24 protein-coding genes and 1 pseudogene are annotated in these 26,300 nt (G+C 73.1%); 16 read left to right on the top strand and 9 right to left on the bottom strand.

Annotated features, from left to right (window positions below; all coding sequences use genetic code 11):
• The first annotated feature begins 92 nt into the window (after positions 1 to 92).
• The gene (locus AC4OXY_RS23675; protein WP_362816735.1) at positions 93 to 593 is read left to right on the top strand and encodes an SCO4402 family protein; all 501 of its coding nucleotides are present in this window, start codon (positions 93 to 95) and stop codon (positions 591 to 593) included.
• A gap of 119 nt (positions 594 to 712) precedes the next feature.
• The gene (gene purU, locus AC4OXY_RS23670; protein WP_356020115.1) at positions 713 to 1,594 is read left to right on the top strand and encodes a formyltetrahydrofolate deformylase; all 882 of its coding nucleotides are present in this window, start codon (positions 713 to 715) and stop codon (positions 1,592 to 1,594) included.
• A gap of 33 nt (positions 1,595 to 1,627) precedes the next feature.
• Here the strand turns inward: purU and AC4OXY_RS23665 are convergent, their stop codons facing one another.
• Together AC4OXY_RS23665 and AC4OXY_RS23660 are read right to left on the bottom strand one after the other, a co-directional pair.
• Complete coding sequence (locus AC4OXY_RS23665; RefSeq protein WP_356020113.1) at positions 1,628 to 2,140, bottom strand: EF-hand domain-containing protein; 513 nt, start codon at positions 2,138 to 2,140, stop codon at positions 1,628 to 1,630.
• 176 nt (positions 2,141 to 2,316) lie between these two features.
• Positions 2,317 to 2,697: an STAS domain-containing protein gene (locus AC4OXY_RS23660; protein WP_071372601.1), complete on the bottom strand. Its 381-nt coding sequence runs from the start codon at positions 2,695 to 2,697 to the stop codon at positions 2,317 to 2,319.
• A 356-nt stretch (positions 2,698 to 3,053) separates the two neighbouring features.
• Between AC4OXY_RS23660 and AC4OXY_RS23655 the strand changes: the two genes are divergently transcribed.
• Together AC4OXY_RS23655 and AC4OXY_RS23650 are read left to right on the top strand one after the other, a co-directional pair.
• Positions 3,054 to 3,623 carry an RNA polymerase sigma factor gene (locus AC4OXY_RS23655; RefSeq protein WP_356020111.1) on the top strand — a complete coding sequence of 190 codons (570 nt, stop codon included), beginning with the start codon at positions 3,054 to 3,056 and terminating at the stop codon, positions 3,621 to 3,623.
• The gene (locus tag AC4OXY_RS23650) at positions 3,620 to 5,080 is read left to right on the top strand and encodes a zf-HC2 domain-containing protein (protein ID WP_376287570.1); all 1,461 of its coding nucleotides are present in this window, start codon (positions 3,620 to 3,622) and stop codon (positions 5,078 to 5,080) included. The genes AC4OXY_RS23655 and AC4OXY_RS23650 overlap by 4 nt, the downstream gene beginning before the upstream one ends.
• A gap of 161 nt (positions 5,081 to 5,241) precedes the next feature.
• Here the strand turns inward: AC4OXY_RS23650 and AC4OXY_RS23645 are convergent, their stop codons facing one another.
• Positions 5,242 to 6,753, bottom strand: a complete 1,512-nt coding sequence (locus tag AC4OXY_RS23645) for a class I adenylate-forming enzyme family protein (protein ID WP_491994591.1) — start codon at positions 6,751 to 6,753, stop codon at positions 5,242 to 5,244.
• Between the two features lie 86 nt (positions 6,754 to 6,839).
• On the opposite strand from AC4OXY_RS23645, the gene AC4OXY_RS23640 reads away from it, so the two are divergent.
• The 4 genes from AC4OXY_RS23640 to AC4OXY_RS23625 all read left to right on the top strand — a co-directional run bounded on the left by AC4OXY_RS23640 (position 6,840) and on the right by AC4OXY_RS23625 (position 11,210).
• Positions 6,840 to 8,033, top strand: coding sequence for an amidohydrolase family protein (locus AC4OXY_RS23640; protein ID WP_356020104.1), 1,194 nt, complete (start codon positions 6,840 to 6,842; stop codon positions 8,031 to 8,033).
• Between the two features lie 11 nt (positions 8,034 to 8,044).
• Positions 8,045 to 9,178, top strand: a complete 1,134-nt coding sequence (locus AC4OXY_RS23635; RefSeq protein WP_356020102.1) for an acyl-CoA dehydrogenase family protein — start codon at positions 8,045 to 8,047, stop codon at positions 9,176 to 9,178.
• 85 nt (positions 9,179 to 9,263) lie between these two features.
• Positions 9,264 to 10,160: an acyl-CoA dehydrogenase family protein gene (locus AC4OXY_RS23630; protein ID WP_356020600.1), complete on the top strand. Its 897-nt coding sequence runs from the start codon at positions 9,264 to 9,266 to the stop codon at positions 10,158 to 10,160.
• Positions 10,161 to 10,724: 564 nt separating this feature from the next.
• Positions 10,725 to 11,210, top strand: coding sequence for an ATP-binding protein (locus AC4OXY_RS23625; RefSeq protein WP_491994634.1), 486 nt, complete (start codon positions 10,725 to 10,727; stop codon positions 11,208 to 11,210).
• Between the two features lie 281 nt (positions 11,211 to 11,491).
• On the opposite strand, the gene AC4OXY_RS23620 is transcribed toward AC4OXY_RS23625, so the two are convergent.
• Entirely contained in the window at positions 11,492 to 12,418 is a 927-nt protein-coding gene (locus tag AC4OXY_RS23620; RefSeq protein WP_376287566.1) for a cyclase family protein, read from the bottom strand.
• A gap of 86 nt (positions 12,419 to 12,504) precedes the next feature.
• Here AC4OXY_RS23620 and AC4OXY_RS23615 point away from each other — a divergent pair, with 86 nt between their 5' ends.
• The 3 genes from AC4OXY_RS23615 to AC4OXY_RS23605 are packed head-to-tail and all read left to right on the top strand — an operon-like array spanning position 12,505 to position 15,648.
• Positions 12,505 to 13,440, top strand: coding sequence for an SDR family NAD(P)-dependent oxidoreductase (locus AC4OXY_RS23615; RefSeq protein ID WP_356020098.1), 936 nt, complete (start codon positions 12,505 to 12,507; stop codon positions 13,438 to 13,440).
• Positions 13,441 to 13,450: 10 nt separating this feature from the next.
• Positions 13,451 to 14,599 (top strand): acyl-CoA dehydrogenase family protein, encoded by a 1,149-nt coding sequence (locus AC4OXY_RS23610; RefSeq protein WP_356020096.1) that lies wholly within the window; start codon positions 13,451 to 13,453, stop codon positions 14,597 to 14,599.
• The gene (locus AC4OXY_RS23605; protein WP_356020094.1) at positions 14,599 to 15,648 is read left to right on the top strand and encodes a Zn-dependent alcohol dehydrogenase; all 1,050 of its coding nucleotides are present in this window, start codon (positions 14,599 to 14,601) and stop codon (positions 15,646 to 15,648) included. The genes AC4OXY_RS23610 and AC4OXY_RS23605 overlap by 1 nt, the downstream gene beginning before the upstream one ends.
• On the opposite strand, the gene AC4OXY_RS23600 is transcribed toward AC4OXY_RS23605, so the two are convergent.
• Complete coding sequence (locus tag AC4OXY_RS23600; protein WP_356020091.1) at positions 15,638 to 16,636, bottom strand: GlxA family transcriptional regulator; 999 nt, start codon at positions 16,634 to 16,636, stop codon at positions 15,638 to 15,640. The two genes, AC4OXY_RS23605 and AC4OXY_RS23600, sit on opposite strands and share 11 nt — an antisense overlap.
• Before the next feature lie 71 nt (positions 16,637 to 16,707).
• On the opposite strand from AC4OXY_RS23600, the gene AC4OXY_RS23595 reads away from it, so the two are divergent.
• Complete coding sequence (locus AC4OXY_RS23595) at positions 16,708 to 18,027, top strand: MFS transporter (protein WP_491994590.1); 1,320 nt, start codon at positions 16,708 to 16,710, stop codon at positions 18,025 to 18,027.
• Positions 18,028 to 18,129: 102 nt separating this feature from the next.
• Positions 18,130 to 19,068: pseudogene (locus tag AC4OXY_RS23590) on the top strand (methyltransferase); the annotation flags it as partial.
• A 207-nt stretch (positions 19,069 to 19,275) separates the two neighbouring features.
• On the opposite strand, the gene AC4OXY_RS23585 reads toward AC4OXY_RS23590, so the two are convergent.
• From AC4OXY_RS23585 to AC4OXY_RS23570, 4 genes are all read right to left on the bottom strand, one after another.
• On the bottom strand, positions 19,276 to 19,890 hold the full coding sequence (locus tag AC4OXY_RS23585) for a flavin reductase family protein (protein ID WP_356020087.1): 615 nt from the start codon (positions 19,888 to 19,890) through the stop codon (positions 19,276 to 19,278).
• Positions 19,891 to 19,944: 54 nt separating this feature from the next.
• A complete protein-coding gene (locus AC4OXY_RS23580; RefSeq protein WP_491994589.1) occupies positions 19,945 to 20,745 on the bottom strand; it encodes an enoyl-CoA hydratase/isomerase family protein in 801 nt (266 codons plus the stop codon).
• Complete coding sequence (locus AC4OXY_RS23575) at positions 20,742 to 22,964, bottom strand: acetate--CoA ligase family protein (protein WP_402062692.1); 2,223 nt, start codon at positions 22,962 to 22,964, stop codon at positions 20,742 to 20,744. The genes AC4OXY_RS23580 and AC4OXY_RS23575 overlap by 4 nt, the downstream gene beginning before the upstream one ends.
• 178 nt (positions 22,965 to 23,142) lie before the next feature.
• On the bottom strand, positions 23,143 to 24,342 hold the full coding sequence (locus tag AC4OXY_RS23570; RefSeq protein ID WP_491994588.1) for a flavin-containing monooxygenase: 1,200 nt from the start codon (positions 24,340 to 24,342) through the stop codon (positions 23,143 to 23,145).
• Positions 24,343 to 24,566: 224 nt separating this feature from the next.
• Here AC4OXY_RS23570 and AC4OXY_RS23565 point away from each other — a divergent pair, with 224 nt between their 5' ends.
• From AC4OXY_RS23565 to AC4OXY_RS23555, 3 genes are read left to right on the top strand one after another with little or no spacing between them, the layout of a single operon-like run.
• Positions 24,567 to 25,019, top strand: a complete 453-nt coding sequence (locus AC4OXY_RS23565; protein ID WP_356020079.1) for a DoxX family membrane protein — start codon at positions 24,567 to 24,569, stop codon at positions 25,017 to 25,019.
• On the top strand, positions 25,016 to 25,411 hold the full coding sequence (locus tag AC4OXY_RS23560) for a Zn-ribbon domain-containing OB-fold protein (protein ID WP_356020077.1): 396 nt from the start codon (positions 25,016 to 25,018) through the stop codon (positions 25,409 to 25,411). The genes AC4OXY_RS23565 and AC4OXY_RS23560 overlap by 4 nt, the downstream gene beginning before the upstream one ends.
• 18 nt (positions 25,412 to 25,429) lie before the next feature.
• Positions 25,430 to 26,296: a GNAT family N-acetyltransferase gene (locus AC4OXY_RS23555; RefSeq protein ID WP_491994587.1), complete on the top strand. Its 867-nt coding sequence runs from the start codon at positions 25,430 to 25,432 to the stop codon at positions 26,294 to 26,296.
• The last annotated feature ends 4 nt before the right edge of the window (positions 26,297 to 26,300 follow it).

The following is a 26,300-nucleotide window of genomic DNA, read 5'->3' as shown; positions in this document are numbered from 1 at the left end:
CTAACCCGGGAGTGACCCTCGGTCAACGAAAGGTGACGTCGAGGTGAAATGCGGGGGCCGGTGAGGCGTGTGTGGCGAGGAACGTACGATCGATGACCGTGCAAGGTTCGGAGAACTCTTCCCGTCGCGGCCGTCGCTCCTCCACCATGGGCGGCATGCCTCTAAGCGACATGCCGTGGTGGCGCTGGCGCAGCAACGTGCGTTCGGCCCTGCACATGCTCTCCGACCCCGTGTTCCAGCGCGACGTCTGGCTGGCCGGCGTGGACGGGTACGGCGACGTCACCGACGCCGTGTACCGGCTGGTGGAGGACACCTGGCTGGACAACTGGTCCGCGGAGAAATACGTCGGCACGATATTCCGGGACTCGCAGGAGGCGGCGCTCGTGGACACCGCCGTGCTGCGGGTGCTGCGCATCATGCACCAGGTCGGCCCGGACGCGCCGGTCTCCGCGTATGTCGACCACCAGGGCTGGCCGGAGGCGGTGCGGGCGGCGCGGGACGCGCACGTGCGCATGTCGGTGAGCGACGGGGAGGACCCCGAGACGCCGCCGAAGACGCTGGAAGTGCTGCGCATCCTGACGCGGACCGCCTAGGACCGCCCGGAGCCTGCCCGGGACCGGACCTGCCCGGGACCTTCCGGGACCGGGGGCCGGTGTCCCGTCCTGCGGGACAATCGCCCACGGCGGGTGGCCGGCGTGAGACCCTGTGGTGCATGAATGAGCAGTCCGCGCCCGCCGCCGCGCCGTCGGCCCAGTACGTCCTCACCCTCTCCTGCCCGGACAAGAAGGGCATCGTGCACGCGGTGTCCAGCTATCTCTTCATGACCGGCTGCAACATCGAGGACAGCCAGCAGTTCGGTGACCACGACACCGGTCTGTTCTTCATGCGCGTCCACTTCTCGGCCGAGGAGCCGGTGACGGTGGACAAGCTGCGGGCGAGCTTCGCGGCGATCGGCGACTCCTTCCACATGGACTGGCAGATCAACGAGGCCGACGCGAAGATGCGCATCCTGCTCATGGTCAGCAAGTTCGGGCACTGCCTGAACGACCTGCTCTTCCGGGCCCGGATCGGCGCGCTGCCCGTGGAGATCGTGGGCGTGGTGTCCAATCACACGGACTTCCAGGAACTGGTGGGTTCGTACAACATCCCCTTCCACCACATCCCGGTGACGAAGGACACGAAGCAGGACGCCGAGGCGCGGCTGCTGGAGATCGTCCGCGAGGAGGACGTCGAACTGGTCGTCCTCGCCCGCTACATGCAGGTCATCTCGGACGACCTGTGCAAGCAGCTCAGCGGCCGGATCATCAACATCCACCACTCCTTCCTGCCGAGCTTCAAGGGCGCCAAGCCCTACCACCAGGCCCACGCGCGCGGTGTGAAGCTGATCGGCGCCACGGCCCACTACGTGACGGCCGACCTCGACGAGGGGCCGATCATCGAGCAGGAGGTCGAGCGCGTGGGACACGACGTCACCCCGGACCAGCTGGTGGCCATCGGGCGGGACGTGGAGTGCCAGGCGCTGGCGCGGGCGGTCAAGTGGCATGCCGAGCGCCGGATCCTGCCCAACGGGCGACGGACGGTCGTCTTCGCCTAGCCGCCGCGGCGCCGTGTCGGCACCTCGGCGGGGTCACTCGGGGATCGTGAAGTACCCCGCGAACGCCGGCACGAGCTCCGCCTCGCCGAGCACGCCGTCGCCGTCCGTGTCGAGGGCGGCGGCGGTCGCCCTGGCCACGGCGTCCGGTACGCGCAGGGCCCGCAGCCCCCGCGCCGTGTCCGCGACCGTGATCCGGCCGTCGGAGTCCGTGTCCGCCACCGCCAGCGCCGCGTGCAGGAAGGGGCGGGCGATCTCGGCGAAGCGGGCGGGGGTGTCGCGCAGGCGCTTGACCGCGCCGGTGACGAACTCCTCGCGGGTGATGCGCTGGTCGCCGTCCCGGTCCGCGATGCCGGCCATGCCCTGCCAGAACGCCTCCGCGCCCGCGTAGAGCGCCTGCCCCTCGGCGGAGCGGGCGGGCACGGTGAACTCGGCGAGGAGCGCCTTGGCCGCCGCGCTGAAGTCCTCGCGGTCGATCCAGCCGTTGCCGTCCTGGTCGAGGGTGGCGAACCGGGCGGCGATCCTGCGCTCGTACTCGGTGCTGACCATGTCTGTTCGGGCCGCCTTACGTGTGCGTCGGTCGATCTCGCTCGGAGCGTACGACGCGGTCGGCCGGAAGATGGCGGGAAACCGGCGGTTGTGCCAAGACCGGGGGAATCCTGCGACACATGTGTGGACTTGTCGCGAAGACCGGGGCACGCTGCGGCGCGGGGCGCTGCGGCGCGTCAGGCGGACAGCGGGTCCGCCTCGTCGGACGTGGCGGAGTCGAGGTCGGGGCGGACGTCGAAGAGACGGCGGACGCCGAGCGCGCCGAGGACCCGGTTGACGTGGGAGCCGTCGACCGCGCCCCGGTCCGGCAGGATCAGCCGCAGCCGGCCCTGACAGGAGCGGATCAGCCGGCGGGCGGCGATGAGGACGCCGACCCCGCTGGAGTCGCAGAAGAACACGTCGGAGAGGTCGACGACGAGGCTGTGGTGCCCGTCGGCGACGACGTCGTGCACCCGCTGGCGCAGCACCGGCGAGGTCATCAGGTCCAGTTCCCCGGACACCCGCAGGACGGCCCACTCGCCCTGTTCGACGCCGGTCACGTTGAATGCCACGGCTATGCCCCTCCGCTCGCCGGAACTCTCGGAACCACCTGAGCCGCCAGAAAACGGAAGCAGTTCCTACGCTTGCTTTCGCGCGGCTGCCCACCGGCCGTTCCCTGAAACGTCGGGCAGGAAACCGGACGTGATCGACAAGGGGCTTGTTTCGGTCACTATCGATCGTGTTCGATCAGAGATGTCATGGGGACGCTCACACATTGTGTGAAGTTTATGTGAAGAGGGCACTATCACCTGCGGTGCCTCCCGGGGCGCGCATTGACACAAAGGGGCGTGCGCTGTCAGAGGTGCCGACTACATTCGAGGAGACGGTGCAGACACGCTGTAGGGCCGGAGCACGGGCGAGGGGAGGGGACCGCATGGCCGCGAAGGACGTACCGCCCCGCTGGGACCGCAAGATGCAGCAGCGCCTCGCCCGCGGCGAGGCGGCCGCCCTGGGCGAGCTGTACGACAGGTTCGCCTCGCTGGTGCACAACCTCGCCCACCGCGTCCTCGGCGACGAGAAGGCCGCCGACATCGTCACCCGCGAGGTCTTCGCCCACGTCTGGGAGCACCCCGAGAGCTACGACCCCCGGCAGGGCCCGCTGCGCTCCTGGGTGGCGGGCGTGGCCCACCGGCTCGCGGTGCAGCGGCTGCGCGACTGCGAGACCGCCGCGCTGCCCCGGGAGGCCGGTGCCGCCGAGGAACTGGAGCGCAAGGTCCGCCGCGCCTCGGTCGCCGCCCGCGCCGACTTCATCGTCCACTCCATGCCCGCCCCGCTGCGCGCCGCGCTCGAACTGGCCTACTTCCAGCGCAGGGACTACCGCCAGACCGCCGTCGACCTCGGCGTCACGGAGGACGAGGCCCGCCGCCGGCTCCGCCTCGGCCTGCAACTGCTCTCCACCGCCCACGACACCGGGGTGCCTCCGGGACACGGGGGTGCGGTGTGAGCGGCGCGGGCCGGTTCGAGGCACACGACGAGCACGAGGGCCCCGAGGAGCAGCACGGGAGGCGTGCGGAGCACGGGAGTCACCGGGACGACGGCGCCGCCGGTCCCGCTGAGCGCGACCACCCCGGCCGGCGCGACGGCGACGGTGCCGGCGACGGCCCGGGACAGCTGACGCCCGGCTCCGGCGCGCCCGTGCCGGACCGCCCCCGCATACCGACGCCCCGCGCCTCCGTGGAGGACGGCGGACAGCCGCTGCCCGACCTCGCCGACCTGGGAGATCCCGCCCCCGTGCCGCTCGACCTGCCGCACGACGTCCTGAAGTCGCTCCTCGGCGCCTGGGCGCTGGCCGCCTGCTCGGCGGCGGAGACGGCGGCCGTCGAGGACCATCTGGGCTCCTGCGGAAGCTGCGCCGACGAGGCCCGCCGGCTGCGCGAGGCGGTCGGCCTGCTGCACCAGCCGGAGAGCCTCGACCTGGACCCGGGCCTGCGCACCCGCGTCCTGGAGACCTGCCTGGACCGCCGCCCGCCCCGCATCCCGCTGCCGCGGTGGGCAACGCCGTACGACGCCGAGACCGCCCGACTCGACGCCCTCCTCCAGGACTTCGGGGACGCCGAGTGGCATGCGCCGGTCCGGCTGCGCTGGTTCGAGGGCGACGCCGCGGCGAGCCGGCGTACGACCGTGGCCGGGGTGATCGCGCACCTGCTCTCCGTGGACGGCATGATCGCGCTCGCCCTCGGCCTGGAGGACCCGCTGACCGATGCCACCGACGCGGACGGCACCGGCGCGACGGACCCGGCCGGACGCACGGAAGCCTTCTGGCGGACCTCTCGCTTCCCGCCGACCCTCCCCCACCCTTCGGGTGGGGGGACCCCCATCTCGCTTCGCTCGGTGCGCGGACCCTGGCGCGAGCAGAGCCACAGCCTGGTGCGCACGGTGGCCTTCACGGGCAGCCACGCGGGCGGACTCCCGGTGTCGTACGGCGACTTCTCCCTCCCGCTGCACGACGCGATGCTGGACCGCGCCTTCGAGTGCTGGGTGCACGCCGAGGACATCGCGGAGGCGGTCGACTACCCCTACGACCCGCCCGCGCCCCGGCATCTGAACAAGATGATCGACCTCACGGCCCGCATGCTCCCGGCCGCGCTCGCCGAGCGGCGCCGCGCGGGCCGCTCCGCCCCGGGCGGCACCCCGCACCTGGTCGCGGCGGGCGCCCCCGGCCGCAGCCTGCGGCTGGAGATCGAGGGCGCGGCGGGCGGCGAGTGGCTGATCCCGCTGGACTCCCCGGCGGCGGTGGGCTCAGCGGAGTTCGAGGTGGCCCATGTCGCCCTGGACGGCGTGGAGTTCTGCCGCCTGGCGTCCGGCCACATCCCCCCGGAGGAAGCGGCCGCAGGCCAGGACGGCGACCGCCAGGCGATCAGAGACGTGCTGTTCGCGACGGCGGGGTTGAGCCGGATGTGACCGTGTCTTCGACGAGCGCGTGAGGCCTGTTGCCAGGGGGATGTCGGCCTCACCCGACACCCCGCCCGATCCTACGGATCCGAAGGGGTCCGCCCCGATCTCGCTGCGCCGTACCCGCTCCGTCCCGGGTGAACGCGAACGAAGCCGGTTGCCCGGGCCGCCTACGGCAACGGTCCCGAGAACCGCTCCCGCAGCTTGTACTTCAGTACCTTCCGCAACGTCTCGTTCCTCGGCAGCGCGTCCACCACCTCCAGCCGCTCCGGCAGCTTGTGCACGGAGAGGCCGCCCGTCCGCAGGTGGGAGACCACGTCCGGAAGGGTCAACTCACCGGCTCCCGGCGGCTGTTCCACCACCGCGCACACCAGCTCTCCCCGGTCCGCGTCCGGCAGGCCGATCACGGCGGCGTCCGCGACCAGCGGGTGGGCGGCCAGCAAGTCCTCGATCTCCTTGGCCGAGATGTTCTCGCCCTTGCGGATGATCACGTCCTTCAGGCGTCCGGTGAGGACCAGATGACCGGAGGGAGTGACGTGGCCGAGGTCGCCGGTGCGCAGGAAGCCCTCGGCGTCGAAGGCGGCGGCCGTCTGGGCGGGGTCCAGATAGCCCTGGCAGACGGCCTCGCCGCGCAGCCGCACCTCGCCGTCGGTGATGCGGATCTCCATGCCCCGCGGGGGGCGGCCCTCGGTCGTCGCCAGGTTCTCGGCGGTGTCCCGCGGGTCGCCCATCGTGATCATCGGGACCTCGGTCATGCCGTACCCGTGTGTGAGCTGGACGTCCATCTCGCGCACGACGGCGTGGTAGACCTCCGGCGGCTTCGGGGCGCCGCCGCCCGCGAGCAGTCGCAGGGAGGGGATCAGCTTCGTCCTCGGCGGCTGGGTGCGCTGCTCGGCGAGGAAGAGCGAGTAGAAGGCCGTCGAGCCGCCGGCCACGGTCACCCCGTGCCGCCGGTACTCCGCGAGCGCGTCCGGCAGCGCGAAGTGCTCGAACAGCACCGCCGGGAAGCCGTACAGCAGGAGCATCACCAGGTAGTCGGGGCCGCCTATGTGGGCGTAGGGGAAGGCGATCGAGCCCACGTCGTCGGCCGTCAGCCGCAGCGCGTGCGCCAGGCAGGAGCCGCCCGCGAGCAGCGAGCGGTCGGTGTGCAGCACGCCCTTGGGGTCGGAGGTGGTGCCCGAGGTCCAGTAGATCCAGCGCACCGAGGTGCCCTCGGCGGGCGGGGCGGGGAGCGTCGAGGGGGCGCCGTCCGGCAGGGTGTCGTACGCCTCGAAGATTCCCTTCGCGCCGAGGCGTCGTGCCATCTCCGTGTGGTCGTGGCCGCGCCACACGCCCGGGACCGCGAAGAACTCCGCCCTCGACTCGCGCAGCGCGAAGCCGACCTCGCGGTCCCGGTAGAAGGGGATGACCGGGGACTGTACGGCGCCCAGGCGGGCCAGTGCGAGGGACAGCAGGACGGTCTCCACGCGGGTGGGCAGCTGCCAGGCGACCACCGTGCCGGGGCGGACTCCCATGCCGTACAGCCCGGCCGCCACCCGCTCGGCGCGCGAGCGCAGCTCGCCGAAGGTGAGCGTGCGGTCCCGCTGGATCAGCACCGGGCGGTCGGGGGTGAGGGCCGCGCGGCGGACGACCAGCTCCCACAGCGTGCGGGAGGAACTCAGGGAGTGCGGGGTGTCGTTCACGTCGGCCCCCTCCTTGGCTGACGACTCGTCAGGTAGCATGTTATCTGACGAGTCGTCAGATAAGTATCGTCCGGCGGAGGGGAACCATGACCGAACTGCCCCGCATCATCAGCGTCGACGACCACGTGATCGAGCCCGCCCACCTCTTCGAGACCTGGCTCCCGGCCAAGTACCGGGACCGGGGCCCCAAGCCGCTGACCGCCGGGATCGGGGAGCTGGCCTACGTCGCCGGGAAGTACCAGATCACCATGGACCCGGCGGGGCAGCCGACGGACTGGTGGATCTACGAGGACCTGAAGTTCCCGTACAAGCGCAACATCGCCGCCGTCGGATTCGACCGCGACGAGATGACGCTGGAGGGGATCACACGCGAGCAGATGCGGCGCGGGTGCTGGGACCCCGTCGAGCGCCTGAAGGACATGGACCTCAACCACGTCGAGGCCAGCCTCTGCTTCCCGACCTTCCCGCGTTTCTGCGGCCAGACCTTCGCCGAGGCGCACGACAAGGAGGTCGCCCTCGCCTGCGTGCGCGCCTACAACGACTGGATGGTGGAGGAGTGGTGCGGGGACAGCGGGGGGCGGTTGATTCCGCTGTGCCTCATCCCGCTGTGGGACGTCGGGCTGGCCGTCGCCGAGATCCGGCGCAACGCCGAGCGCGGGGTGCGGGCGGTCACCTTCTCCGAGATCCCCACCCACCTCGGGCTGCCGTCCATCCACTCCGGCCACTGGGACCCGTTCTTCGCCGCCTGCCAGGAGACCGGCACGGTCGTCAACATGCACATCGGCAGCAGCTCGCAGATGCCCGCCGCCTCCCCCGACGCCCCGCCCGCCGTCCAGGCCTCGCTCAGCTTCAACAACGCGATGGCCTCGATGATGGACTATCTCTTCAGCGGGGTCCTGGTGAAGTTCCCGCAGCTCAAACTCGCCTACTCCGAGGGCCAGATGGGCTGGGTGCCGTACGCCCTGGAGCGCGCCGACGACGTGTGGGAGGAGCACCGGGCCTGGGGCGGGGTCCGGGACCTGATCCCCGAGCCGCCGTCGACGTACTACTACCGGCAGATCTTCTGCTGCTTCTTCCGCGACAAGCACGGCGTCGCCTCGATCGACGTCGTCGGCCGCGACAACGCCACCTTCGAGACCGACTACCCGCACGTCGACTCGACCTTCCCGCACACCAAGGAGGTCGCCCTCGACCATGTGAAGGGCCTGGACGACGAGACCGTCCACAAGCTGATGCGGGGCAACGCCATCCGCATGCTGGGCCTGGACCTCGACACGTAAGGGGACAGGTGATGGACCTCACCTGCACACCCGAGGAGGAGGAGTTCCGGGCCCGGCTGCGCGAGTGGCTCGCCAAGGCGCTGCCCACGCTGCCGGCGAAGCCGTCCCCCGACGACTGGCCCGCGCGCAGGGCGTACGACCTCGGCTGGCAGCGGATGCTCCACGACGCCGGGTACGCCGAGGTCCACTGGGACGCCTCCCCGACCACCCGGCTGATCTTCCTGGAGGAGACCGAGCGCGCGGGGGCGCCGTATGTGGGGGCGAACTTCGTCGGCCTGCTGCACGCCGGGCCGACCATCGCCGCCGAGGGCACGGCCGGGCAGCGGGCGCGCTGGCTGCCGCCGATCCTGCGCGGCGAGGAGGTGTGGTGCCAGGGGTTCAGCGAACCGGACGCGGGTTCCGACCTCGCCGCGCTGCGCACGCGCGCGCGGCGGGACGGCGACGACTACGTGGTGAGCGGGTCCAAGATCTGGACCTCGCACGCCGAGGTCGCCGACTGGTGCGAACTGCTCGTGCGCACCGACCCGGACGCGCCCCGGCACCGGGGGATCACCTGGCTGGCCATGCCCATGGACGCCGACGGGATCACCGTACGGCCGCTGCGCACCCTCGCCGGGTCGGCGGAGTTCGCCGAGGTGTTCCTGGACGAGGTGCGGGTGCCGGCCGCCAACCGCGTCGGCGCGGAGAACGACGGCTGGCGCGTGACCATGGTGACCCTGTCCTTCGAGCGGGGCACGGCCTTCGTCGGCGAGGTGGTGGCCTGCCGCCGGGTGCTCGGCGAACTCGCCCGCACGGCACGGGAGAACGGCCGCTGGGACGACCCCGTGCTGCGCCGCCGCCTCGGCCGGCTGGAGGCGGAGTTCCGGGCGCTGTGGCGGCTGACCCAGTGGAACGTGAGCGCGGCTCAGGCACGCGGCGGGGTGCCGGGCACGGGCGCCTCGGTCTTCAAACTCCGCTACTCGCACGCCCGCCAGGAACTGTACGACGCGGCGGCGGACGTCCTCGGCCCCGACCGCCTCGACCTGGACCGGCCGTGGGTCCTCGACCGCCTGTCGGCCCTGTCGTACACGATCGCCGCCGGCACCTCGCAGATCCAGCGCACCATCGTGGCCGAGCGGATCCTCGGTCTGCCGAGGGGGAGATGAGCCATGCACCGGCCGCGCGGGACGGGCTCGGCGCAACCATGTCCGGGCCCGGCGCGTCCACGGCCCGCCCGAAGGGGAGATGAGCGTGCGGTTCCAACTCACCGATGATCAGCGGGCGTTGCAGACGGGGGTGCGGGAGCTGCTGGGCCGGTGCTTCGGGCGGGAGGCGCTGCGGGCGGCCGTGGAGGCGCCGGGGCGGCTCGACCGGGCGCTGTGGCGGGCGCTCGGCGGGGCGGGGTTCTTCGCCCTGCGGCTGCCCGAGGCGGCCGGCGGGGTCGGGCTGGGCCTGCCGGAGGCGGTGCTGGCCTTCGAGGAGGCGGGGCGGGCACTGGTGCCGGGCCCGCTGATCGCCACGCACCTCGCGGCCGCCGACGTACCGGGCGCGGCCACCGGGGAGACGGTGGTGGCGGCCGTGGACGGGGAGTTGGTGGAGTGGCTGGCGGCGGCGGACCGGGTGCTCGGGGAGACGGCGGGGGCCGCACCGGTGCGGTCGGTCGACCCGCTGACACCGCTGCACCGGGTCACCGGCACCGCGCCCGCCGATCCCGCCCGCGTCGGTCCCGCTCCCGTCGATCCCGTGGCCGTTCTCCTGACCGCGGCCGAACAACTGGGCACAGCCGCGCGGGTGTGCGAGCTGGCCGTGCAACACGCCCGGACCCGCGAGCAGTTCGGGCGGCCGATCGGGGCGTTCCAGGCGGTTCAGCATCTGTGCGCCGACCTGTTGGTGCGCAGCGAAATCGCCCGTGTGGCGGTGTACGCGGCGGCCGTCACCGCCGACCCGGCCGACATCGCCGCCGCCCGGCTGCTGGCCGACGAGGCCGCCGTACGCGGTGCCCGCGACTGTCTCCAGGTGCACGGCGGCATGGGTTTCACCTGGGAAGCCGACGTCCACCTGCACCTCAAGCGGGCCTGGGTGCGGTCCGAGCGTGGCGGCGGGTGCACGCAGAGTGAGGAACTGCTCGCCGCGCGACTGGCCGGCTGAGCGGCCGGCACCGCCGTGGGCTGCGGCGCCGGGAAGTCGTGGCCCAAGATGTCGCAGATCGTGGCCAGATGGCGTCACAGAGCGTTGATATCCGGTTGTGTCCATCGCGTGACTCGTAACAGCCTGGAGTCGGGCGCCCGCTCCGGTACCTTGTGTGAGATGCGAGTGGCTGTGAGCGCGAGCCGGGCCGGCGATCCCCCTGGGGCGATGCCGGACGAAGCGGTGCGCACCGCTGCTCGCGGGGCGGTCCCGGCGTCGTACGCCGCGTCGTGTGCCGTCTGTTCGACTCCCCGGCACGAGCGTCGCACAGTATGCCTCACACATACTCCTTCGCGCTGGAATATGCCCGAAGCGCTTGTTGGGGTGACTGTACGTCAACCATGCTGTCTCATCAGGGAATCACGGTCCGTGATCCCTGCTCTGGCCGTTGTTCTGGCCATGCAGAAAATGGCTACGATCGTGGCCCTCGTCGTGATCGCCGCCGCGGCCTACGCCGTGGCGGCCGGGCGGTGCGGGGTCATGTGTCCGCCGGTTCGGATGGTGTGAGCGGTGCAGGTGCTTCAAGTGCAGCTGGAGATCCGGCCCGACCCCGCGGAGGTGGGGCGGGCGAGGCGGTGGGCGCTCTCGCGGCTCGCCGGGTTCGGTATAGCGGCCGACGAGCCGCTGGCCGAGACCCTGGTCCTGCTCGTCTCCGAGCTGGTGACCAACGCCGTGGTGCACACGGGGCGTCCGGCCGTGCTGAGACTCTCCCTGCCGGGCGGACCGGCCGAAGTGCCGGAGCAGGCCGCTCCGTCGGCCACGGTGCGGGTGGAGGTGGCCGACACCAGCTCGCGCGCCCCTGTGCCGCGCTGCGCCCGCGGTGACGCCACCGGCGGCCGGGGCCTCGCCCTCGTGGACTGCCTCGCCGATCGCTGGGGCTGGAGCCCGGAGGGCGCCGGCAAGAGCATCTGGTGCGAGCTGGACCGCTGTTCGCAGCCCCGGGAGAGTGCGGCACTGGCGTACGGAGGCGCACTGTCCGCGTACGAGGGGCTGGCCTTCGAGGCGGTGTAGGTCCGGGCGCGGTGGTGCGCCGGGGGTGCATCCGTGCGCCCGGGCTGTGAAGTGGGCGTACGTAACAAATCCCCGTACCGGCGTTGACGTGACGTGACCGGCTGAACACGCTGGTGGGCGTCGATTCGCCGCGAGGGGACGGCAAGGGTCCGCGATACGGCGGCCCTCGCCGAGTGTGGGTCGCATCGGATGGCGGCGCGCGTGCACGGCCGTGGGGGAGACGCGCCGTCGGGGGGCGCGCCGCCATCCGGTCACGTCGGTCCCGTCGCGCTCCCGCCGCCTCACAGGATCGCCACCGGCGCCACCGGTGTGCCCGTCGCGCCGACGAACGGCTCCGGCATCGCCGACAGCAGGAAGGCGTACCGCCGCTCTTCTCCACAGGCTGTGGACAACTCTTCCAGATTCCAGTTCTGGCCCTGGAGCATCCCCATCTCCACCAGGTCCAGCGCGTGCACGGGCAGCCACAGATCGTCGATCTCGGGTGGAAATATCTCAAACGTGAGCGTGTCGTTGGCGACGGCCGCCACGTCGCGCGCGTGGAACCACTCCGGTGTGCGCACGGACAACCCCGGCGACGGATAGCCGTACCCGTGCTTGTCCCCGGCCAGGTAGACCTGCACCTGGCCGGTCCGCACGAGCACGATGTCGCCGGCACGCACGCGCGTGCCGGCGAGTTCCTCGGCCGCCTCCAGGTCCTCCGGCGTGACCGCGTGGCCCCCGGCCAGCCGGTCCGTGCCCCGCGCGCGTGCCACGTCCAGCAGCACCCCGCGCGAGACGACGTGCCGTGCCGCGGCGATCCCGCTGAACTCGGCGCCGCCGTGCGCCGTGACCGTGTGCGCCGGGCGGCCGTTGTAGAGCTTCCCGGAGTGCGAGACATGGGTGAGCGCGTCCCAGTGGGTGCCCGCCTGGAGCCCCATGGTCACCACGTCGTCGCTGCACGCGACCGTGCCGGGGCCGAACAGCTCCTGGTTGACCTGCACCATGGCGTGCAGCGGGTTGACCCGGCCCGGGATCATCCCGGTCTGGACGCCGTCCTCCCGCAGGGGCAGGGCGAGCGGGACGCGGCGGCCGGTGCGGACGCAGGCGGCGGCCTCGCGCACGACCGCGTCGGTGACGAGGTTCAGGGTCCCGATCTCGTCGTCCGCCCCCCAGCGCCCCCAGTTGTTCACGCGCCCCGCGATCTCGTGGAACTCCTTCGGCAGTGTCATCAGGTGCCTCCCCGGGGCTTGTGTCCGTGCGTCCGACGGGCCATAGAATCTAACGGACCGTCAGAAACCGCGGGAAGGGGCCGGGCGTGGGGAACTTCTTGGCAGGCAAGGTGGTCGCCGTGACGGGGGCCGGGCGCGGCATCGGCCGCGCGGTCGCGCTCGCGGCGGCGGCCGAGGGCGCGAAGGTCGTCGTCAACGACTACGGGGTCGCCGCCGACGGCACCGCGCCGACGAGCGAGGTCGCCGAGGCCGTCGTCAAGGAGATCGAGGCGGCGGGCGGCGAGGCCGTCGCGGTCGCCGACGACATCTCCACGATGGCGGGCGGACAGCGCGTCGTGGACACGGCGGTCGCGGCGTACGGCCGGCTCGACGGGGTCGTGTGCGTGGCGGGCATCCTGCGCGAGCGGATGCTGTTCAACATGACCGAGGCGGAGTGGGACCCCGTGCTCGCCACCCACCTCAAGGGCACGTTCACCGTCTTCCGGGCCGCCTCCGCGGTGATGCGGCAGCAGCGTGCGGGCACACTGATCGGCTTCACCAGCGGCAACCACCAGGGCTCGGTCTCGCAGGCCAACTACAGCGCCGCGAAGGGCGGGATCATCTCGCTGGTGCGCAGCGCCGCGCTCGGGCTGCACAAGTACGGGGTGAGCGCGAACGCCGTCGCCCCCGTGGCCCGTACGCGGATGTCGGCGAACGTCCCCATGGAGCTGGCCGAGATCGGCGAACCGGAGGACGTGGCCGCGCTGGTGGTGTACCTGCTGTCCGACGCGGCCGCGCAGCAGGGGATCACCGGGCAGGTGTACACCGTCGCGGGCCCGAAGATCGCGGTGTGGGCCCAGCCGCGTGAGCTGCGCTCCGTCTACGCCGAGGGCTCCTCCTGGACGCCGGAGCGGATAGCCGAGGTGCTGCCGGGGTCGGTGGGCGCGGACCCGATGCCGATGCTGGACCGGCTGGTGGCGATGGAGCAGGCGGCGCGAGCGGGCTCCCGGCCCAACGCCCGGCCCGATGCCCGGACGGCCTGAGGCGGTCCCCATGGATTTCGGGTTCAGCGAAGAGGACGACGCGTTCCGTGCCGAGGTCCGCTCCTGGCTGGCCGCCCACGCCGACGCGTCGTGCGACAGGCGCGGCTGGGAGCGCACCCTCGGCGCGGCCGGCTGGATCGGGCTCGGCTGGCCCGAGGCGGGATACGGCAACCGCACCGCCACGCTCACCCAGCAGGTCGCCTGGGCCGAGGAGTACGCGCGCTCGGGGGCGCCGGGGCGGTCCGGGCACATCGGCGAGAACCTGCTCGCGCCCACTCTCGTCGCGCACGGCAGCGACGCGCAGAAGCGGAGGTTCCTGCCCCCGATCGCCGCCGGGGCGGAGCTGTGGTGCCAGGGCTACAGCGAGCCCGGGGCCGGCTCCGACCTCGCCGGGATCCGCACGACGGCCGTGCGGGACGGGGAGCGGTACCGGATCAGCGGGCAGAAGATCTGGACCTCGCTCGCCCACGAGGCCGACTGGTGCTTCGTACTGGCCCGCACCGAGCCGGACTCCCGCCGCCATCACGGGCTGAGCTTCCTGCTCGTGCCCATGGACCAGCCCGGCCGCATCGAGGTCCGGCCCATCCGGCAGCTGACCGGCACCAGCGACTTCAACGAGGTCTTCTTCGACGGGGCGCACGCGCGCGTGGAGCACGTCGTCGGGGGCGCGGGGCAGGGCTGGCGGGTCGCCATGAGCCTGCTCGGCTTCGAGCGCGGGGTGTCCACGCTCGCCCAACAGATCGGCTTTGCCGAGGAGTTGGGGCGGGTGGTGCGCAGCGCCGTGGACAGCGGAGCCGCGGCCGACCCCGTCGTACGGTCGCAGCTCGTACGGCAGTGGGCCGAGCTGCGGGCCATGCGCTGGAACGCCCTGCGCACCCTCGGCGGCTCGGGCGATCCCGGCGCGCCCAGCGTCGCCAAGCTGCTCTGGGCCGGCTGGCACCAGCGCCTCGGCGAGCTCGCGGTGCGGGTCCGGGGCGCGGCGGCCTCGGCGGGCCCGGCGGACTGGTCGCCCACGGCGCCGTACGAACTCGACGCGGACCAGCACCTGTTCCTCTTCTCCCGGGCCGACACGATCTACGGCGGCTCCGACCAGGTCCAGCGCACGATCATCGCCGAGCGCGTGCTCGGTCTGCCCAGAGAGCCCAAGGGGGCCGTGTGATGCGTGGAGTGGTGTTCGACGGCGCACAGGTCCGGGTGGTCGACGATCTCGCGGTGCGGGAGCCGGGCCCCGGCGAGGTGCTGGTGGCCGTCGCGGCGGCGGGGCTGTGCCACAGCGACCTGTCCGTGGTGGACGGGACGATTCCCTTTCCGGTGCCGGTGGTGCTGGGACACGAGGGGGCGGGCGTGGTGGAGGCGGTCGGCCCCGGGGTCACGCACGTCGCGCCCGGCGACCATGTGGCGCTGTCCACGCTCGCCAGCTGCGGCACCTGCGCGGAGTGCGACCGGGGCCGGCCGACCATGTGCCGGCAGGCGATCGGCCGCCCCGGCAGGCCCTTCACGCGGGGCACGGGGCCGGTGTACCAGTTCGCCGCCAACTCGGCCTTCGCGGAACGCACGGTCGTCAAGGCCGTCCAGGCGGTGCCGATCCCCGAGGACGTCCCGCTCCCGTCCGCCGCCCTCATCGGGTGCGGGGTGCTCACGGGGGTCGGCGCGGTGCTGAACCGGGCCCGGGTGGACCGGGGGGACAGCGTCGTCGTCATCGGCACCGGCGGGATCGGGCTGAACGTCATCCAGGGCGCGCGCATCGCGGGGGCGCTGCGGATCGTCGCCGTGGACGCCAACCCGGCCAAGGAGGACGCGGCCCGGCAGTTCGGCGCGACCGACTTCCTGACCTCGGCGGACGGCGTGAAGGACGTCCTGCCCACGGGTGCCGACCACGTCTTCGAGTGTGTCGGCCGGACCGAGCTGATCCGGCAGGCGATCGACCTCCTCGACCGGCACGGACAGGCCGTCCTGCTCGGGGTCCCGCCGGCCACGGCCGAGGCGTCCTTCCTCGTCTCCTCCCTCTTCCTGGACAAGTCCGTCCTGGGCTGCCGCTACGGCTCCTCGCGCCCCCAGCGGGACATCCCCCTGTACGCCGAGCTGTACCGCCAAGGACGGCTGCTGCTGGACGAGTTGGTGACGGCCGTGTACCCGGTGGAGGACTTCGAGAAGGCGCGGGCCGACGCGGAGTCGGGGCGGGTGGCGCGGGCGGTGCTCACGTTCTGACGCCGGTCCGGAACGTCCGGCGATAGGCGGTCGGTGTCACCCCGAGCGCCTGCTGGAGATGCTGGCGCATCGACTGGGCCGTGCCGAAGCCCGTCTCGCGGGCCACCTGGTCGATGGACAGCTCCGTGGTCTCCAGCAGCTGGCGGGCGCGCTCCACGCGCTGCTGGGTGAGCCACTGGCCGGGGCTGACCCCGACCTCCTCGCGGAAGCGGCGGGTGAAGGTCCGTACCGACATGGCCTCCTGCTCGGCCATGTCCCGCAGCTGGATCGGCTCGTGCAGCCGGCCGAGCGCCCAGGCCCGCGCGGCGGTCGTGGTCGCCACCTGCGGGTCGGGGACCGGGCGCCGGATGTACTGGGCCTGGCCGCCGTCGCGGTGCGGCGGGACGACCGTGCGCCGGGCCACGTCGTTGGCGACGGCCGTGCCGAAGTCGCGGCGCACCATGTGCAGGCACAGGTCGATCCCGGCGGCCACCCCGGCCGACGTCAGCACGTCGCCGTCGTCGATGAACAGCACGTCGGCGTCGACCTCGATCTTCGGGAACAGCCGCTGGAAGCGCTCGGCGTCGGCCCAGTGCGTGGTCGCCGGGCGGCCGTCGAGGTAGCCGGCGGCGGCGAGGACGTAGACGCCGGTGCAGATGGAGGCGAGGCGGGTGCCGGGGCGGATGCGGGCGAGGGCGGCGGCCAGTTCGCCGGTGAGGCGGCCCTCGTCGAAGACCGGGCCGAGTTCGTACGACGCGGGGACGATCACCGTGTCGGCCTCGGCGAGGGCCTCGGGCCCATGGGCGACGTGGATCGTGAAGTCGGCGTCCGTCTCGACCGGGCCGGGCGGCCGTACGGAACAGGTCACGACCTCGTACAGTGGCCGGCCCCGTTCGTCCTTCGGGCGGCCGAAGATGCGGTGCGGGATGCCCAGCTCGAAGGGGAGCAGGCCGTCGAGGGCGAGGACGACGATGCGGTGCGGCCGGAATTCCCCGGCGAGAACGTCCATGGCCCGATCCTAGCGAATGCTGTCCTTCGGGCCACTCGATGCGCGGGACTGAAACCTGGACGCTCTATGACGTGACTCAGACAAGCCCAGCCGCAGCCCCCGACCGGGCGACCCCGGTCCCGCCCGCCCGGCGCCCGCGCGTGCACCGCGCCTGGTTCGTCGCGGCCGTCACGTTCGTCACGATCATCGGCGCGGCCGCGTTCCGTTCGCTGCCCGGCCTGCTGATCGATCCGCTGCACCAGGAGTTCGGCTGGTCCCGCGGCACGATCGGCGCGGCCGTCTCCCTCAACCTCGCGCTCTACGGCCTCACGGCCCCGTTCGCCGCCGCCCTCATGGACCGCTTCGGCATCCGCAAGGTGGTCGCCGTCGCGCTGGTCGTGATCGCGACCGGGTCGGGCCTGACCGTGTGGATGACGGCGGCCTGGCAGCTGTGGCTGTGCTGGGGCCTGCTGGTGGGCCTCGGCTCCGGCTCGATGGCGCTCGCCTTCGCGGCGACGGTCACCAATCGCTGGTTCACCGAGCGGCGCGGACTGGTCAGCGGCATCCTCACCGCCGCGTCCGCCTCCGGCCAGCTCATCTTCCTGCCGGTGCTGTCCTGGATCGTCGAGCACCACAGCTGGCGCCCCGCGGCCGTGACGGTCGCCCTGGCCGCCCTCGCCGTCGTCCCCTTCGTCTGGCTCCTGCTGCGGGACCACCCGGCGGCCATCGGCGTGAAGCCGTACGGCGCAGGGGAGTTCATACCCAAGCCCGCACCGGTGACGGGCGCCGCGCGCCGCACGCTCACCGTGCTGTCCACCTCCGTCCGCACCGGCACCTTCTGGCTGCTGGCCGGCACCTTCGCGATCTGCGGTGCCTCCACCAACGGCCTGATCCAGACCCACTTCGTGCCCGCCGAGCACGACCACGGCATGCCGGTCACCACGGCGGCCTCGCTGCTCGCGGTCGTCGGGGTGTTCGACGTGGCCGGCACGATCGCCTCCGGCTGGTTCACCGACCGCTTCGAACCCCGCCGCCTGCTGGCGGTGTACTACGCCCTGCGCGGCCTCTCCCTCCTCTTCCTCCCGATGCTGCTGGGTCCCGCCGTCCACCCCCCGATGCTCTTCTTCATCGTCTTCTACGGCCTCGACTGGGTGGCCACCGTCCCGCCCACGCTGGCCCTGTGCCGGGAGCAGTTCGGCGAGGACAGCGCCATCGTCTTCGGCTGGGTGCTCGCCTCCCACCAGATCGGCGCGGCCCTGGTCGCCTACCTCGGCGGCGTCGCCCGCGACGTCTTCGGCTCCTACGACCTCGTCTGGTACGCCTCGGGCGCCCTGTGCGCGGCGGCGGCGCTGATGTCCCTGGTGATCCGCCGGGCCGCCCCGCAGGCCCCCGCCCTGGCCGCAGTATCCTGAACGCACGCTTTCGGAAAGGGATGTTGATGACACTCGGCATGGTCCTCGGCGACGCGTTCCTCGTGCCCGCACACGTAGGAACCCCCTCCCGAGGAGCATGCCGTGTCCCCCTCGTCCACGGTCCGCTGGACCGAGAGCGACGTATCCCTCTCCGCCCACTGGCACTCTGAAAGCCGACTCCCGCCGCCCCGGCGGCTGATCGTCGCCGACGACCGCATCCGCGCCGCCACCGCACACCGCCTCGCCGCCGAGGGCACCGCCCTGCTGTGGCGGGGCGACTACCACGGCGCCCGCCAACTGCTGAGCGCACTGGCCCGCCGTATCGACGCCAAGGCATCCGGACCGGCGTCGTCGTCCGCGGCCGAGACGTTCCACCTCCAACGCCGCTTCCGCGCACACCGCGCCCGCGTCCTGGGCCGCCTCCTCGTCCTCCTGGAAGCGGACCATCGCCTCACCCTGCGCCGCGCACCGGACGTCCGCCGCGCCTGCGCCGACGCCTACGGCCCGCCCGCCGGCCCGACTCTCGTCCCGCTGCGCGAACTGCTCGGTGTCCTCGGCGCCCGCCAGTGGCGGGTAACAGGCGTCGACGTCCCGGCCCTGGGCCCCGGCACCCGGATCCACCCGCACTACGGCGTCTTCGCCCCCGTGCGCGGCGAGTACGTCGACCTCGTCGCCGGGGCCCCGCTGCCCGAGGCCGCGACGAGGGGCCGTACCGCCTTCGACCTCGGCACCGGCACCGGCGTCCTCGCCGCCGTCCTGGCCCGGCGCGGCCCGACCCGGATCACCGCGACCGACGTCAGCCCCCGGGCCCGTGCCTGTGCCCGCGACAATCTGAGCCGTCTGGGTCTCGCCGACCGGATCACGGTCACCGGCCCGGACCTCTACCCGCCCGGCCGGGCCGCGCTCGTCGTCTGCAACCCGCCCTGGCTTCCGGCCCGCCCCGTCTCCCTCCTCGACCAGGGCGTGTACGACCCCGGGGGCGCGATGCTGCACGCCTTCCTGGCCGGGCTCCCCGCCCACCTCGAACCCGGCGGCGAGGGCTGGCTGATCCTCTCCGACCTGGCCGAACACCTGGGCCTGCGCACGCGGGCCGACTTGCTCTCCGCCATCGAGAAGGCGGGCCTGACGGTCCTGGGCCGCACGGACACCCGCCCCCGCCACGCACGCGCGAGTGACCCGACCGACCCCCTGCACGCGGCCCGCGCGTCCGAGGTGACGTCGCTGTGGCGGCTGGCGGTCAGGCGCGTCTCAGGGGCTGACGGGGCCGAGCCGGGCGAACCGCCCCCGGTGGAACAGCAGCGGGTCCCCGTCGCCGTCCGTGCCCAGCGCGTTCACCCGGCCCACGACGATGAGATGGTCGCCCCCGGGGTGCACGGCCTGGATCGTGCAGTCGATCCAGGCGGCCGCACCGGTCAGGCGGGGTGAGCCGGAGACGGGAGCCGGGGCGTACGCGACCCCCGCGAACTTGTCGGCGCCGCTCGCCGCGAAGGCCCGGCACAGCTCGCCCTGGCCGGCGGCGAGGACGTTGACGCAGAAGACGCCGGCCCGGGCGATGCGCGGCCAGGTGGTCGACGTACGGCCCACCAGGAAGCAGACCAGGGGCGGTTCGAGGGAGAGGGAGGAGAAGGACTGGCAGGCGAAGCCGGCGGGGCCCGGTTCGTCCTCGGCGGCCGGGGCGGTGACGACCGTGACCCCGGTCGCGAAGTGCCCCAGCACCCGCCGGAACTCCCCGGCCTCCACCGGCGCCCGCTCATCCTCCCGGACGCACCGCAACTGCGGCCGCGGCAACGGCTCGACCGGCCTCGGCGCCGGGGCCGACCTGAGATATCGGACGGCTGCCGCTGCCGCCCCTGCGTGTCCCATCACACCGTCCATTGAAGCTGACGGTACGTCAGATGAGAAGCGCCCCGGACGCCCTCATCGCCCCCGGAACTCAGGACTTCTGCGCTCCACGAACGCCCGCAGCCCGTCCTGGGCGTCCGCGGTCGTCATGTTGATCTCCTGGGCCCAGGCCTCCGCGGCGAAGGCGGTCGCGCGGTCCGTGTCGAGGGAGGTGTTCACCAGGTGCTTGGTCAGGGCCAGCGCGCGGGTGGGACCGGCCGCCAGGCGGGCCGCCCACGCGCGGGCCGTCTTCTCCAGGTCGCCGTCCGGCACGACCCGGTTGACCAGGCCCAGCCGCTCCGCCTCCGGCGCCGGGAGCGCGTCCCCGAAGAACATCAGCTCCTTGGCCCGGTGGGGGCCCAGGAGGCGGGGGAGCAGATAGGCGCCGCCCGCGTCCGGCACCAGGCCCCGGCGCACGAACGCCTCGATGAAGCGGGCCGACTCGGCCGCCACGACCAGGTCACAGGCCAGCGCCAGATGCGCGCCGAGGCCCGCCGCCGTGCCGTTCACGGCGGCGAGCACCGGCTTCTCGCAGTCCAGCACGGCCGCGATCAGGCGCTGGGCGCCCAGGCGGAGGACGCGGGCCACGTCTCCGGGAAGCCGTTCCCCGCTCCCGCCGCCGCGCAGGTCCGCCCCCGCGCAGAAGCCCCGCCCGGTGCCGGTCAGCACCAGGGCCCGTACGTCCGGGTCCGCCGAGGCCGCCGTGAACAGTTCGACCAGGCGGTCCCGCATGTCCGGCGTGAGGGCGTTCAGCGACTCCGGGCGGGACAGGGTGACGTACGAGACCTGGTCCCTGACCTCGTGCTCGATCCCGGTGCCCGGCGCCCGCGGCGTCATCGGCACACCACCAGCGCGTCCAGCGCCACCGCGCCCTGCCCCCGCTCCAGCACCATCAGCGGGTTGATGTCCAACTCGGCGATGTGGTCGCCGAGTTCGAGTGCCATGCGCTGGACCCGCAGGACCACCTCCACCAGGGCGTCCCGGTCGGCCGGCGGGCGGCCGCGGACGCCGTCCAGCAGGGCCCGGCCGCGCAGTTCGGCGAGCATGGCGTGGGCCTGGTCCTCGCCGAACGGCGGGACGCGGACCGCCGCGTCGTGCAGGACCTCCACCAGGACCCCGCCGAGGCCCACCGTCACGGTCGGGCCGAACAGGTCGTCGTGCGTGACCCCGACGACCATCTCGACGCCCTGCTCGACCATCTGGCACACCAGGATCCCGTCCAGCGAGACCCCCTCGTAGCGCGCGATGTCCGTCAGCTCGCGGTAGGCCTCCCGGACCTGGCTGGCCGATGTCAGGCCGACCTTCACCAGGCCCAGTTCGGTCTTGTGGGCGATCTGCGCGCCGGAGGCCTTCATCACCACCGGGTAGCCGACCTGGGCGGCCGCCCGTACGGCCGCCGCCGCGCTGGTCACCAGCTGTTCGCGCGGCACCCGGATGCCGTAGGCGCGCAGCAGCTGCTTGGCCGCGTGCTCGCTGAGCCGGCGGCCCGGGCTCATCAGGGCCTCCGCCTTGCGGTAGGAGGGGGAGGGGGTGCGCGGGGCCTCGTCGAAGGGGGAGCGGTACTCGCTGACGAAGGCGTGGTGGCCCAGCCAGGCCCGGACCGCCGTCAGGCAGTTGCCGACCGTACGGAAGGTCGCCACCCGGGAGGAGCCGAGCAGCACCTCGCGGTACGCGGGCTCCGTGCCGACCGGGGAGCCCCACACCACGCAGATCAGCTTGTCCGTCTCCTCGGCCGCCGCCACCAGGTCCGCGACCAGCCTGTCGCTCAGCGGCGGGAAGGGGCCGGTGACCGGGCAGATCAGGACGCCGACCGAGGGGTCCGCGAGGAGCGCGTCGATGATCTTGCGGCCGCGGTGGTCGCCCACCGGGTGGCCGCCGTTGTCCACCGGGTTGGCCACGCTCAGGTACTCCGGGATCCACTGGTGCAGCTCCGCCTGCCGGTCCTCGGACAGCCTCGGCAGCCTCAGCCCCATCCCGGCCGCCAGGTCGGCGACGTGCGCGCCGGTGCCGCCCGAGATCGAGTAGACGGCCACCCCGTCCGCCAGCGGGGCCCGCGCCCGCGCCAACAGGGTCGCGGTGTCCTGGAGTTCGTCGAGTCCGTCGACGCGTACGACGCCGTACTGGCGCATCGCCGCGTCCACCACGTCGTCGGCTCCGGTCAGCTTGCCGGTGTGCGAGGCGGCCGTACGCGCCCCGGCCTCGGTGCGGCCCACCTTCACCGCGACCACCGGCACCCCGCGGCGGGCGGCGCGGTCGGCGGCCAGCAGGAAGGCGCGGCCGTCCTTGAGACCCTCCACGTAGGCGGCGATGGCGCCGACCTCGGGCTGTTCGGCGAAGTACGAGATGAAGTCGGCGGTCTCCAGATCGGCCTCGTTGCCGGTCGGCGCCCAGTGCGACAGACGGACGCCCAGCTGCTGCAGCGAGAACACCGGGCGGCCCTGGTGGCCGGACTGGGTGATCAGGGCGATCGCCGGGCCGGTGAGGTCCTCCCGGAACCGCTCGAAGGCGTTCAGGTTGGTGTTCGGGCCGAGCAGGCGCAGGCCCGAGCGGCGTACGGCCTCCGCGAGCCGCCGCTGCGCCTCGGCGCCCGCCTCGCCGGTCTCGGCGAAGCCCGAGGCGAAGGCCACCGCGAACTTCACCTTCGCGTCGGCCAGTTGCTCGATCAGCGGCAGCGGATCGGCGACGAGGAGGACGGCCAGGTCGATCTGGCCGGGCGGCAGGTCGGCGACGGAGGCGACGCACGGGACGCCGAAGACGGCAGGGCGGGTCGGGTGCACCGGGTGCACCCGCGCGCCGACCCGCTCGGCCCAGGCCAGCAGCTGCCGGGTGATCCCCGTGTTGGGCCGCCCCTCGGCGTCCGAGGCGCCGATCACGGCGACGGACTCGGGGCGGAAGAAGCGGGTCAGATCCGGTACGTCCGCGTACAGCGGGCGCCCGCCGACGTCGAGGTCGTCGACCCGGTCGTGGACCGCGGGCCCGGGCCGCTGCTCGCCGCAGGCGATGACCCGGGCCCGGCGGGAGTCGGTGGTGAGGGTGCCGTGGGTTGATCCAAGCATCGGTCCGCCCCGCTCCTGTGAGACAGCAGAAGTAAACTGACGCAGTGTCAGATTACTGAACTGACGCATTGTCAGGAACTGGTCGGACATTCAAAGTTACCGGCGGGTGCGCCGTCCCGTCACCGGTCCCGTCACCGGTCCCGTCGTCAACCCTGCCCCCGGACCGTCATCGACCCCGTCACCGATTGGTCCTGGCCACCGCCTTCGCGATCTTCCCGGCGTCCAGCGCCAGTTCGCGGAGCATCCCGCTGATCGGGTTGGTGAACCCGGTGAAGTACAGGCCGGGCGCCTGCGCGGGGGTGCGGCCGCCGCGCACGACCGGCATGCCCCGCCCGTCGAGGACGTCGAGATGGCCGACCAGCTCCTCCAGCGCCCGCGCGTAGCCCGTCGCCGCGATCACCGCGTCCGTCTCGACCCGGCTGCCGTCGGCGAGGACCACCTTTCCGGGGTTCCCGCCCTCGAAGGAGTCGACGGCGGCCACGATCTCCACCGTGCCCGCGCGCACGGCGTCGATCAGGCCGGCGTCCTGCACCGGGATCGCGCCCTGACGCACCCTGCTGTACAGCCCGGTGTCCGGGCGCGGCAGCCCGTGCGCCGAGAGGTCCGGCAGGGTCGCCTTCGCGAACGGCCCGGCCAGCCGGTCCACGAGGCCCACCGGCAGCCGCCGTACCAGCACGCCCGTGTACTGCGCGGCCCAGCCGAGCGTCGAGCGGCGCAGGATGTGCGGGGCGGTCCGCACCGCCAGCCGCACCCGCGCCGCCCCGCCCTCGACCAGGTCCACGGCGATCTCCGCGCCGGTGTTGCCGGCCCCGACGACCAGCACGTCCCGGCCCGCGTACGGCTCGGCGTTCCGGTACGCGCCGGCATGCAGCAGCTCCCCGGTGTAGTCGTCGAGGCCCGGCCAGTCGGGCAGCCGCGGGGTGTGGTTGTGGCCGGTGGCGACGACGACCGCGCTGCCGGTCAGCTCGCGGCCGCCGGAGGCGTGCAGCAGCCAGCCGGTGCCGTCCGGCGTCCGGTCGACGCGGAAGACCTCCACGCCGGTGACGATCTCCAGCTCGTGGTGGTCGGCGTACTTCTCCAGGTAGCGCACCACGTCGTCCCGGGCGACCCAGCGCCCGAACCTCCGGGGGATCGCGAGGCCGGGCAGGGCGGACAGCCGCCGTGTGGTGTGCAGCCGGAGGCGGTCGTAGTGTCCGCGCCAGGAGGCGCCCACCCGGTCCGCCTTCTCCAGGACCACTGCCCGCACGCCCCGCGCCCGCAGCGCGTACGCGGCCGCCAGGCCGCCCGGCCCGGCGCCGATGACGTACACCGGGTGGCCGGCGGAGGCCGGGGCGGGCCGCGGGGAGGCGGGCGTGGAAGCGGAATGTGAGTCGGCCATACCCGGAGCGTAATCACCCACCTGCTTGATGGGTCTCGGTCAAGACCGGAATTGGTTGCGGATTGATCACGGGTGTACGGGAAGGGTTCGCGACCGGTGAAGAAACACCCCAACTCATGGCCGGTTGCCGCCTGTTGCTCACCGCCTGCCGGTCACCGCCCCTCGGCGTGACGGCCGGGCCCCGGCGGTGGGCTTTACGGCACATCTGACGTACCGTCAGATCCATGGACTCCATATGGCTGGACGGCGCCCAGTGGCTGGCGGTGCTGCGGATCGGCCTCGGGCTGTGGTGGCTGGAGAGCTGGCGGCACAAGGACAAGAAGGCCTGGTTCGAGCGGGGCAGCGGCATCGCGTGGGCGGCCGGGATCGCGGAGAAGCACCGCTGGGCGGTGGTGCGCGGCGGCTTCGCGGCGACGGTGAAGCCGCACCCGAAGCTGATGGCCTACGTCGTCGCCTACGCCGAACTCTCCCTCGGCCTCGGCCTGATCCTCGGCTTCCTGACCCCGGTGGCACTGATCGGCGGCGTGCTGCTGAACGGCATCTACTTCGTGCTGATGATCCACGACTGGGCCGAGCAGGGGCAGAACTCGATGATGGCGCTGATCTCGCTGGTCGGCCTCTTCGCGATGGCCTGGCAGACCTGGTCGATCGACGCCTGGCTGGGGTGGTTCCGATGAGCACGGCGCGCCACGACATCCCTGAGCCCGACGCCTTCACCCGCCCGTACTGGGACGCGGCCGCCGCGGGCCGGCTGCTGATCCGCCGCTGCGGGGCCTGCGGCCGGGCCCACCACTACCCCCGCGAGTTCTGCCCGCACTGCTGGAGCGAGGACGTGACCTGGGAAGAGGCGAGCGGCCGGGCCGCGCTCTACACCTGGTCCACCGTCCACCGCAACGACCTGCCGCCCTTCGGCGAGCGCACGCCGTACGTCGCCGCCGTCGTCGACCTGGCCGAGGGGCCGCGGATGATGACGGAGCTCGTGAACTGCCCGGAGGGGACACCGGCCGCCGGGATGGCGCTGCGGGTGGCGTACCGGGACGGAAATCCGGTGTTCGAGCCGGGCGGCTGAACCCGATCATTGGGGTGCATGAGCCCTGAGAACTGGTATCTCACCGAAGATCTCGACGAGTTCCTCGCCCGCGCGGGAGACTTCCTGCACTCCCGCCCGGCCCTGCACACGGTCCCGCTGACCGTGACGGACGGGCTGCGCCGCCGCGGCCCGCACGTCTACGGCCCCGAGGACCCTGTCTTCGGCATCCTGTCCGAAGACGGGGGCGGTCCGATCCGCGCGGTCCTGCTCCACACCCCGCCCTTCCCGGTGCACGTCACCCCGCTCACCCCGGACGAGGCGGACGCCCTGGCGGCCCGTCTCGCGGACCTGGACCACCCGGTCTCCGGGATCTCCGCCGCGCGCGGGACGGCGGAGGCCTTCGCGGCGGCCTGGCAGCGGCGGACGGGAGCGGCGGGCAGGGTCCGTCAGCGGCAACGGCTGTACCGGCTGGAGGAGTTGACGGTGCCGGAGCCGAGGCCCGAGGGGCGGGCGCGGATCGCCGAGGAGAGGGATCGCGCGTTGCTCGCCCGCTGGTACGGCGCCTTCCACGAGGACGTCGGAACGTCACGCGGGCAGGACCCGGGCGAGTGGGCCGACGCCCGCCTCTCCCACGACGGCGTGACCCTCTGGGAGAGGGCCGACGGCACACCCGTCTCCCTGGTCGGGACCACCCCGCGGATCGCCGGCCAGGTCCGCGTCGCCCCGGTCTACACCCCGGCCGAACTGCGCGGCCGGGGCTACGCGGGCGCGGCCACGGCGGCGGCGAGCCGGGCCGCGCGGGAGGCCGGGGCCGCGGAGGTCGTCCTCTTCACGGACCTCGCCAATCCGACGAGCAACGGCCTGTACCAGCGGATCGGGTACCGGCCGGTGGAGGACTTCGCGGTGTGGGGGTTCGGGGACTGAGCCC

It is taken from the genome of Streptomyces sp. HUAS MG56 (genome assembly GCF_058673395.1).
The sequence above is the reverse complement of the archived record's forward strand: the minus strand, read 5'-3'. Positions and strand labels throughout refer to the sequence as shown.